Source organism: bacterium, assembly GCA_036504735.1.
GTDB lineage: Bacteria > Electryoneota > RPQS01 > RPQS01 > RPQS01 > DASXUQ01.
In genome coordinates this window covers 331,950-338,902 of sequence record DASXUQ010000002.1, presented here as the reverse complement: position 1 = coordinate 338,902, position 6,953 = coordinate 331,950, and the positions used below count along the sequence as shown (strand labels likewise).

Genomic DNA, 6,953 nt, shown 5'->3' with positions numbered 1-6,953 from the left:
GGGCAATTCCAGCACGGCCCAGCAGTACAGCTACCTCGATGCCGATGTGGTGGCTGGCACCACCTATTCCTACTATCTGACCGATGTCTCCATCAACGGTGACCGCCGCGAACACCGCAACCTGTTGCGTTCGGCCACGGCCTTGTCGACCCCGGTGCCGGTGGAGTATGCCTTAAGCGTCTACCCGAACCCCTTCAACCCCACGACCACCGTCTCCTTCAGCTTAGTGGATGCGGCCAAGGTTAAGCTGACGGTCTACGATGTCACCGGTCGTGTGGTGAGCACTCTGGCGGACAAGAACTACACCGCCGGAACGCACACCGTACTGTTCGATGCGGCCTCCCTGCCCGCGGGCATCTACTTTACCCGCATCGAATCGGCCTCCTTCACCCAGACCAGGAAGATGGCACTGATCAAGTAAAAAAATCAAACCTGCTTACTCAAAGGCCAGAGGGGCACGCCCTTCTGGCCTTTGCTCTTTTTCGGAGCCTGCCCTACCCAAAGTGCTCCGGCAAAGCCCGGTTAGAGCAGGGTGATGATCCGGTATTTTTTGAAGAACCTTGAACAATTCCGTGGGATCCTTTTCCCCTCTGGTTTTTCTGATCCCCTGATTGCCTTTCCGCCCTGCGGAGAGGACTTCTGCCACTTTTCCCCGCCGATTTCGTAAGCTTAGAAAACACGCTATCCGCCTCATCGGGTTATGCTTGACAAGGAACTTTCCTCTTTTTATATTGTAGGATGGTTAGCACTCGCACCCAGAGAGTGCTAATAACCCTGCCCATAAGTTCAATCCAATAATCCAAACGGAGCCCATCCATGAAAATTACCCCCATTGACGAGCGCGTGCTGATCAAGCCGCTGAAAGAAGAAGCCCGCAGCATCGGCAACATCATTATCCCCGATACCGCCAAAGAACGCCCCCAGATGGGTGAAGTTGTCGCCGTCGGTGATGACGTCGAAATCGCCGATCGCAAGCAGAAGAAGCTCTCCGACATCGTCAAAGTCGGCGACCGCGTCGTCTACGCCCGCTACGGCGGCACCGAATTCAAGATGGACAACGAAGACTATCTCCTCGTCTCCCGCACCGACATCCTCGCCATCGTCCAGAAATGACCCTTCAGGGTCATCCTGAAGCCGAAGGCTGAAGGATCTCGGGTTTGTCTCTCCTTTTTGGTTTTTCATTTCTCGTTTTTCATTTGTCAACTACAAGGATTCCAAATACCATGCCCAGCAAAATCATTACCTTTGATGTGGAAGCCCGCACCGCGCTGAAGAAGGGTGTCGACATCCTCGCCGACAGCGTCAAGGTTACCCTCGGCCCCAAGGGCCGCAATGTGGTGATCGAGAAGAAGTGGGGCGCGCCCACCGTCACCAAGGACGGCGTCACCGTCGCCAAGGAAATCGAAATCGAAGACGCCGTGCAGAACATGGGCGCCCAGATGGTCCGCGAAGTCGCCTCCAAGACCAGTGATGTCGCCGGCGACGGTACCACCACCGCCACCGTGCTCGCCCAGGCGATCATCGCCGAAGGCCTGAAGAATGTCACCGCCGGCGCCGATCCCATGTCCCTCAAGCGCGGCATCGACAAGGCCGTCGCCGCCGTTGTCGCTCACCTCAAGGCCAATGGCAAGCAGGTCAGCGGCAAGAAGGACATCGCCGCCGTCGGCACGATTTCCGCCAACAATGATAAGGAAGTCGGCACGCTCATCGCCGATGCTATGGACAAGGTCGGCAAGGACGGCGTCATCACCGTCGAAGAAGCCAAGTCCGCCGAGACCACCCTCGAAGTCGTCGAAGGTATGCAGTTCGACCGCGGCTACATCTCGCCCTACTTCGTCACCAATCCCGACAGCATGGACGTCGAACTCGAGAAGCCGTACATTCTGATCTATGACAAGAAGATCGCCGCCATCAACGAACTCGTTCCCGTGCTGAACAAGGTCTCGCAGGTCGGCAAGTCCATCGTCATCATTGCCGAAGATGTCGAAGGTGAAGCCCTCGCCACCCTCGTCGTCAACAAGCTCCAGGGCCGCCTGCGCTGCGTCGCCGTCAAGGCCCCCGGCTTCGGTGACCGCCGCAAAGCCATGCTCGAAGACATCGCCGTCCTCACCGGCGGCCGCGTCATCAGCGAAGAAGCCGGCTTCAAGCTGGAAAATGCCGTGCTGTCCGACCTCGGCGAAGCCAAGCGTATTCTGGTCGACAAAGACAACACCACCATCGTCGAAGGCGCCGGCAAGCCCGAAGACATCAAGGGCCGCATTGGCATGATCCGCAAGCAGATCGAGAACACCACCAGCGATTACGACCGCGAGAAGCTCCAGGAACGTCTGGCCAAGCTCGCCGGCGGCGTCGCGGTGCTCAAGGTCGGCGCGGCGACGGAAGTGGAAATGAAAGAGAAGAAGGCCCGTGTCGAAGACGCGCTGCACGCCACCCGCGCGGCCGTCGAAGAAGGCATTCTCCCCGGCGGCGGCGTGGCCCTGCTGCGTGCCGCTTCGGCCCTCGATGATATGAAGCTCGAAGGCGATGAGAAGCTCGGTGTCAACATCGTGCGCCGCTCCCTCGAAGAGCCGATCCGCATGATCGCGCAGAACGCCGGCTGGGAAGGCAGCGTCGTCGTGGAGAAGGTCAAAAACAATGGCCAGTACTCCTACGGCTTCAACGCCGCCACCGAAGTCTACAGCGACCTGATTGATGACGGCGTCATCGACCCCACCAAGGTCGTGCGCGTCGCCCTCGAGAACGCCGCCTCCGTCGGTGCCCTTCTGCTCACCACCGACTGCGCCATCTACGAGAAGAAGGAGCCCAAAGCAGCAGCCCCGGCCATGCCCGGCGGCGGCGGTATGGGCGGCATGGACTACTAAGTTTCGTCCAGTGACCATGAGACGGGCGGCCACAAAGGGCCGCCCGTCTTGTTTCATAGGTCAATTCTCAGTCAACCGACAAAGGCTATTCTATTGGCTATTCAGCGTCTCCATGTGTCTGAATACTCCTCCCGCACTGTCGCATTTCGCAGCATGGAGGTCGCAACCTGCCACTTCGAGTCACCCGGGTACAAGAGTCACCTCTATTTGATAGAAATGAACTTTTCCTAAGTCCATATACTTATTAGCGATAAGGCTAATTCGAAACTAAATAGTATATGGTATTAGAAACATCAAGGAGCGGTAATGAGTCCTGACAAACCTGATCCACCGTACAAAGCGCTGATGGATGCTCAGCATTGGGAATCGATCTACAAGCAGTTGTATGTATTTCTTGACATTCATTATCCGGATTTGGACAAACAGGCCCGAAAGGAGCTTGTTGCCGAGGCCGTATTCAAGGTTTACACCCAAGCGCGGCCGTGGGATCCCCAATCGGGCCACAGTATCATAACGCATCTCAAGTGGACGATGCGCAGCATTCTCAGTAATACGCGTGCTAAGAAGTCCGCAAAGGACATCTCCTGGGAGTACCTGAAAGAGACTGGCGAAGGCGAGACTGAGCTTGCCCCGCTTTCAGGCCCGTCTATTGAGGAACTCGCCGAAACTGAGGACAATATCAAGGAATTGCTTAATCGCGTATCCGGTGACAGTGATTGCGAAATGGTTCTCCTTGCCATTTTGGACGGACACGAGAAAGTTGCGGACATATCGAAAGCGACCGAAATCTCGGTTGAGAGAGTCATTGATGCGATGAAAAGATTGCCACGATTGTTGAGCGGTCGCTAACCAAGGATACAAGAGGAGCAAAAATGTGTGGTGAAACCAAAATCCCGAGTTCTTTCGAGTATATCGAGAGGGCGTTTGAGAGCTTCTATGCGGAACATCCCGAAGCTCTCGACGAGCGCATTCGAGAAATTGGAGACGACCCAAAGACACTTTTCGTGCAAATAGATTCGCGAGTCAAGACTCTAGTGGGACAACACGTTGTTCAGGCGGCAAAGGTGAAGAAGGCTCTATTCGAGAGAGTAGCATCGAGAATCCGAGGGAGATATGATTCGCTATCAACCGCGGAATTGAGAACCCGTGTTAAAGCCATGTTTGAGCCTTCGCAAGCCGAACTCCAACCGTCATTCAGAGACTTCGAACGCATGGATGAGTCCACTATGCGATCAATGCTAGAGGATGCCGATATTCTGAGAGAACTCGAGAGAATCTCAAGGTCAGAGAGCGGCGAATGAGTAGTACGCTTGTCGCGCGACGGAAAGCGCAACAGTTGTTGACACAATACGGCTCCCTGCGCTTGTGTGAAATGGACATAGAGGACTTCGCTGCTGTGTTTGATGTCAACGTGGAGCGCAAGGCTTTGGTTGGTACCACGGCTACTCTCTTGCGCAGCAATGAGCGAGCGGTGATTTCGGTAGACCAGGCATTAGCTCCAAGTCAAGGCCGCTATCGCTTTACCATCGCGCACGAGCTAGGTCATTTCTTCTTGCATCGTGAGCTTCAATCGGCGTTCAGTTGCACCGACGAAATGTTCCTCCCTTGGTACCAAGCGAACGGTGCAGAATTCGAAGCCAACTCATTTGGGGCTGAGCTACTGATGCCGGAGGATGACTTCCGCACGAGGACCAAGGGTCAAAACGCCACGGCGGCTCTTGTTCGCCATGAGGCAGAGTATTTCGGGACATCGTGGACTTCGATATGTGTGAGATTCGTAGAACTCGCCGCCTATAGACTCATAATGTACGTCGTAGCTGACGGAAGGGTGAAATGGTTCAGAGCATCATCAGCCGTTTCGCTCAATGAGATCTTGCCGATTGGAACGACAGTGTCGGACGACACATCGGCTGGCAGTTACTTCCTGACACAAGACGATGACGAGTCAACTGGAATCCTGCCTTCAGACCTTTGGCTACGCGATACCACCAACTGGCACGAGCAGGTGTGTGAAAGCCCACTCTACCTAAAGAGCATGAATACAGTGATTAGTCTGATCTGGGAACCATAACAGCTAGCACTCCAGGCAAGGCGTTCACATACCTACAACGAGCTTCATCCGCTCAATCATCATTGTTCCGGACTCCGGCCTGTTTTAAAAAACGGTCTGGCCGAAGCCCATCAGGTTCTCGGTCACGCGTTTCAAAACAGAAAGGAATTGTCTAATGGCTGACAAAGGACTCAAACCCGGCCAGACCGCTCCGCGTTCTGGCCAGTACGAAATCATCGGCCCGCGCGGCGGCCACACTGGTGTCGAGCGCACGATCCCCAAAGGAACCATTATCCCGCCAACACCAGAGAAGGGCCAGACGCTGAAAATCGTCGACCCGACGAAGAACGAGAGTGGAAAGTAATGACGCAACTGCAAAGGGCGAACCTTTGGTTCGCCCTTTGCATATACAAGAAGGTCTTCAAGATGCCTGAAAACTTGCCGTACACGACCAATGCTGGTACGCTGCTCAAAATGTTGGAGAAGATCCAGACGGCAGCAGTGCCAATGAAGTTCACAACAGAGTTCCTTGAGAACACCCTTTTGATGAAAGGTGGCACCGCGCGTGGCCTCATGCCGTTCTTGAAGAAGATAGGGCTTCTCAAGGGCGATGGCACTCCCACTGAACTTTATAGCAGATTTCGTAACCCCAGCAGCTCAGGCCACGCCTTAGGTGAAGCGATGCGGCGTGCGTATCCTCAAGTATTCAATATCAACGAGAAGGCACATCAGCTTGGTGATGAAGATCTGCGCGGCATCATCATGCAGATTACCGGGCTCGAGAAGGATAACAGGATTGTGGGGGCAATCCACACTACTTTCAAAACACTCCGCTCAAAGGCATCGTTCAGTAACGAGCCACTGCCTCCAGCCTCGAGCAACGGGTCGCAGTCCATTCAACCCTCAGTGCTCAACGGACACGAAGAAGAGTCCGGTCAAGAGTTGCCTCTCAACTTTTCTTACACGATCACCCTAAATCTGCCGGCGACTTCCGATATTAATGTGTTCAACGCGATCTTCAAAAGTCTTAAGGAGCATCTCCTCAGCCGATGAACCGAACCCTATCCACAACAGAAAGGTTGAAGCTCTTTGGAGTCACGCACCAACTCATTGACAACGAATTGTCGAAAGTCGAGTCTGACTTAGGTGTTGATTTGGGACGGACTGCTCCGAGACTCGCCGAGATTGACAGCACATATTACCCACAATTTGAGCAAGCACTACGTAAAGAAGCTTCAAGCATGGCAGAGCATTACGAGGTGTTCTACTGTCTCGAAAACACTATCCGCCAGCTTGTGTGCGATACGATGGAAGGTGTCCATGGTGCCGATTGGTGGAATAGCGATAAAGTGCCTTCAAAACTGCGAGACGATGTCGCAATGAGAATGCAAAGAGAACGCGATTCGGGTGTCACACGTCGATCCAACGAGCCGCTAGACTATACCAACTTTGGCGAGTTGTCCGAAATTATCAAGGTGAACTGGGACGCCTTTGGGTCAATCCTAAACAGCCAGAAAGCCGTAGAGAAGGTCATGTCTGCTCTGAACACTCTGCGAGGGCCGATAGCACATTGCTGCACTCTTGCGGAAGACGAAGCCCTTCGACTTCGCCTGAGTGTTCGGGACTGGTTTCGACTGATGGAGTGACTGGTACGGTCCGAGACATGCGGCGAAGCCAACGGCTACTTTCTTCCTTTGCCTCCCCATCCCCCCACACCCCACCCCATCCTTCACCCATCCCTAACCCCAAAGCCTTCAACCCCTTCCCCGCAGCCTGCCCCCGCCTTCACAATCCACCTTCAGTCTGGACCAGCACTTGCACATCGGTTCACTTTTCTCTTGCCTTCCCCTTGAACATATGTTATATTGTAGCTGTGAGGTCAGCCGGAACACAACCAATTCGTCGCTCTTCCGCCAAACCCATTTTCACCCGTTCTTTGCCCCAAAAAGAGCCGAAAAATGCCTTCCTTTCAGCCTTTCAGAGTTGCAGAATTTCAGCATTTTCTAAGGGTAAGGGGGTTCGTTTGGTACAAAATAATTTCC

Annotated in this window: 9 protein-coding genes; all 9 read left to right on the top strand. The window is 54.2% G+C overall.

Annotation, left to right across the window (positions count from 1 at the left end; genetic code table 11):
* The coding region (locus VGL38_01760; protein HEY3294143.1) for a T9SS type A sorting domain-containing protein at positions 1-421 on the top strand (421 nt) is incomplete at its 5' end.
* Positions 422-816: 395 nt separating this feature from the next.
* The gene (locus VGL38_01755; GenBank protein HEY3294142.1) at positions 817-1,113 is read left to right on the top strand and encodes a co-chaperone GroES; all 297 of its coding nucleotides are present in this window, start codon (positions 817-819) and stop codon (positions 1,111-1,113) included.
* 110 nt (positions 1,114-1,223) lie between these two features.
* Positions 1,224-2,861: a chaperonin GroEL gene (gene groL / locus VGL38_01750; protein HEY3294141.1), complete on the top strand. Its 1,638-nt coding sequence runs from the start codon at positions 1,224-1,226 to the stop codon at positions 2,859-2,861.
* 306 nt (positions 2,862-3,167) lie between these two features.
* Complete coding sequence (locus tag VGL38_01745; protein HEY3294140.1) at positions 3,168-3,710, top strand: hypothetical protein; 543 nt, start codon at positions 3,168-3,170, stop codon at positions 3,708-3,710.
* 23 nt (positions 3,711-3,733) lie between these two features.
* On the top strand, positions 3,734-4,162 hold the full coding sequence (locus VGL38_01740) for a hypothetical protein (GenBank protein ID HEY3294139.1): 429 nt from the start codon (positions 3,734-3,736) through the stop codon (positions 4,160-4,162).
* A complete protein-coding gene (locus VGL38_01735) occupies positions 4,159-4,932 on the top strand; it encodes an ImmA/IrrE family metallo-endopeptidase (GenBank protein ID HEY3294138.1) in 774 nt (257 codons plus the stop codon). The genes VGL38_01740 and VGL38_01735 overlap by 4 nt, the downstream gene beginning before the upstream one ends.
* 154 nt (positions 4,933-5,086) lie before the next feature.
* Positions 5,087-5,275 carry a hypothetical protein gene (locus VGL38_01730; protein ID HEY3294137.1) on the top strand — a complete coding sequence of 63 codons (189 nt, stop codon included), beginning with the start codon at positions 5,087-5,089 and terminating at the stop codon, positions 5,273-5,275.
* On the top strand, positions 5,275-5,964 hold the full coding sequence (locus VGL38_01725) for a DUF5343 domain-containing protein (protein HEY3294136.1): 690 nt from the start codon (positions 5,275-5,277) through the stop codon (positions 5,962-5,964). Before VGL38_01730 ends, VGL38_01725 begins: the two co-directional genes overlap by 1 nt.
* Positions 5,961-6,557, top strand: a complete 597-nt coding sequence (locus VGL38_01720; protein HEY3294135.1) for a Swt1 family HEPN domain-containing protein — start codon at positions 5,961-5,963, stop codon at positions 6,555-6,557. The genes VGL38_01725 and VGL38_01720 overlap by 4 nt, the downstream gene beginning before the upstream one ends.
* Positions 6,558-6,953: the final 396 nt, after the last annotated feature.

What these genes read in the sequence shown, in the direction of transcription:
- VGL38_01755 (HEY3294142.1), top strand. Translation starts at nt 817, where the DNA reads ATGAAAATTACCCCCATTGACGAGCGCGTGCTGATCAAGCCGCTGAAA.
- groL (HEY3294141.1), top strand. Translation starts at nt 1,224, where the DNA reads ATGCCCAGCAAAATCATTACCTTTGATGTGGAAGCCCGCACCGCGCTG.
- VGL38_01745 (HEY3294140.1), top strand. Translation starts at nt 3,168, where the DNA reads ATGAGTCCTGACAAACCTGATCCACCGTACAAAGCGCTGATGGATGCT.
- VGL38_01740 (HEY3294139.1), top strand. Translation starts at nt 3,734, where the DNA reads ATGTGTGGTGAAACCAAAATCCCGAGTTCTTTCGAGTATATCGAGAGG.
- VGL38_01735 (HEY3294138.1), top strand. Translation starts at nt 4,159, where the DNA reads ATGAGTAGTACGCTTGTCGCGCGACGGAAAGCGCAACAGTTGTTGACA.
- VGL38_01730 (HEY3294137.1), top strand. Translation starts at nt 5,087, where the DNA reads ATGGCTGACAAAGGACTCAAACCCGGCCAGACCGCTCCGCGTTCTGGC.
- VGL38_01725 (HEY3294136.1), top strand. Translation starts at nt 5,275, where the DNA reads ATGACGCAACTGCAAAGGGCGAACCTTTGGTTCGCCCTTTGCATATAC.
- VGL38_01720 (HEY3294135.1), top strand. Translation starts at nt 5,961, where the DNA reads ATGAACCGAACCCTATCCACAACAGAAAGGTTGAAGCTCTTTGGAGTC.